A 1809-nucleotide genomic window follows, 5' to 3' on the forward strand; every position below is an offset into this window, starting at 1 on the left:
TCCCCGGCCTCCACCGTCTGGCCCACCCGCGCCAGCAGCTGGGAGTTGTGGCCGTACAGGGTAGACAGACCGTTGCCGTGGTCGATCATCACATAGTAGCCGTAGCCGCCCTGGTTGTAGGTGGACACGGTCACTGTTCCCGGCAGGGCGGCACGGACAGAGGTTCCGGTGGGCACCGCCAGATCCATTCCGCTGTGGCCCTTCCGTTCGCCGGTGAACGGGTCGCGGCGGTAGCCAAACTCCGAGGTGACCACGTTCCGCCAGTTCTCCCCGATGGGGGAGCAGAAGCCGTCCGCGCCGATGAAGGGTACATCCGACCCGTCAAAGCCGCTGCTGCCGCCCGCCGCGCCATATCGAATCAGGTTATAGATGCTGTCGGCGTTGCTCCGCTGCTCAGCGGCAGGCGCCACACCCATGGCGGCGATGTTCTGCCAGACAGTTCCCAGATCCTCGATGGGAATGGCCACAGAGTAGGTCTCCTCCGTCTCCTCCGGCGGGTCGCTGCCCTCCACGAGAACCGTGCGGATACGCTCCTCCCAGGTGACAAAGCAGTCCGCGAAGGACTGAGCGTCCCTATGGCTTTCGGCGCCGAAGTACAGAGCATAAAAAATCGCCTTGACGCGGATATCGTCAAGGCTTGTTTCTTCCTCTGTATTCTCGTTGATGGCAGCAATGGCAATATCCAGCTGGGCGAAGCTGGCGCGCATGGCCTCGATGCACAGCCGGTACTCCTCCGGGGTTTCCGCTGGAATGCCGATGGTATCGTAAAAACACAGTTCCACAGCGGTGATGTTGTGCTCGGTGGCGCCGGAGCCCAGAGCGCACAAAAAGGCGATGAGCAGGATGAGGGGGGAGAGGATCGCCACCAGCGTCCAGCCCACCGCTTTCCGTGCCTTTTCATCGGTCAGGATGATGGCGGCGGCCTTTGCTATCAGAGCCGGATTAGCCAAGGGTCATCCCTCCGTTCTCCTGGGCGGGCGCCTGCTCCACCTCTGCCTGCATCTCAGACCAGTGGTCCGCCAGTGCCTGGAGCGTTTCCTCATGGCCGGCGCAGGGCCGTGTCTGTGCCCACTGGCGGTACTGGTCGAAGTCCATGCCGCCGTCCAGCAGCAGCCTGCACACCTCCACCGCGTCGTTTTGGACACAGGCATGGAGCGCGCTGTAGTCGTTGACGTCCACCCACATCCGCTTTTCCAGAAGTTCTTCCGCGATCCAGCTGTCACGGCCCTCATAGGTCAGCATATGGAGTGTTCTTGCTGAACTGCCTCCTCCGGAGATCCCTTTTTCCACCAGCGCAGATAACGTGCGAAAGTCTTTGTCCATAGCAAACTGCTCCAGAAGGAAAGACGGCGCGGCGGCAATCTGCTCCTCGCCGCACCGCTTGATGATCTCCTTAGCAATGAAGCGATGGTCTGAGTGGGCGTAGGAGGCCATTTCGCCAAAGAAGGACGGCTCCAGCTGCGGCACGCTGGCCTGTGCCCTCACCATCATGGACAGGACCTTCTCCGGGTCGTTGATGTCGATGGCTCTCTTGCAGGCGTTACAGTACGCCGCGTAGTCGATATTGCACCTGTCCCGCATCAGCAGCTCCGTCATCTTCCGGCCCACGGCCCCCGGACGGCCAGCCGCCTCCACCAGCAGGGTCTCCTCCTGCTGGTACGGAACCTTGGCTGCGTACTTCTTGAAGGCTTCCAGTTCGCCGTCCTGGATCGCCAGCACAGCTTTGTCAAAGTCGCTCATCCGCAGAGGGCGCATTCCTACCGTGTTGACATACTCCGTGATGCTCCCGGTCATGCGGCGCAGGAGCTG

The 1809-nt window shown here is 61.7% G+C and carries 1 protein-coding gene and 1 pseudogene; both read right to left on the reverse strand.

Features of this window, described 5'->3' with window-relative positions:
• On the reverse strand, positions 1 to 950 hold a 950-nt coding region (locus tag QZ326_RS13130; protein ID WP_295746085.1), incomplete at its 3' end, for a M23 family metallopeptidase.
• A pseudogene (locus QZ326_RS13135) lies at positions 943 to 1809 on the reverse strand (ankyrin repeat domain-containing protein); the annotation flags it as partial. The pseudogene QZ326_RS13135 and the gene QZ326_RS13130, both read right to left, overlap by 8 nt.

This window comes from uncultured Oscillibacter sp., from assembly GCF_910587525.1.
In the GTDB taxonomy this organism is placed as follows: domain Bacteria; phylum Bacillota; class Clostridia; order Oscillospirales; family Oscillospiraceae; genus Oscillibacter.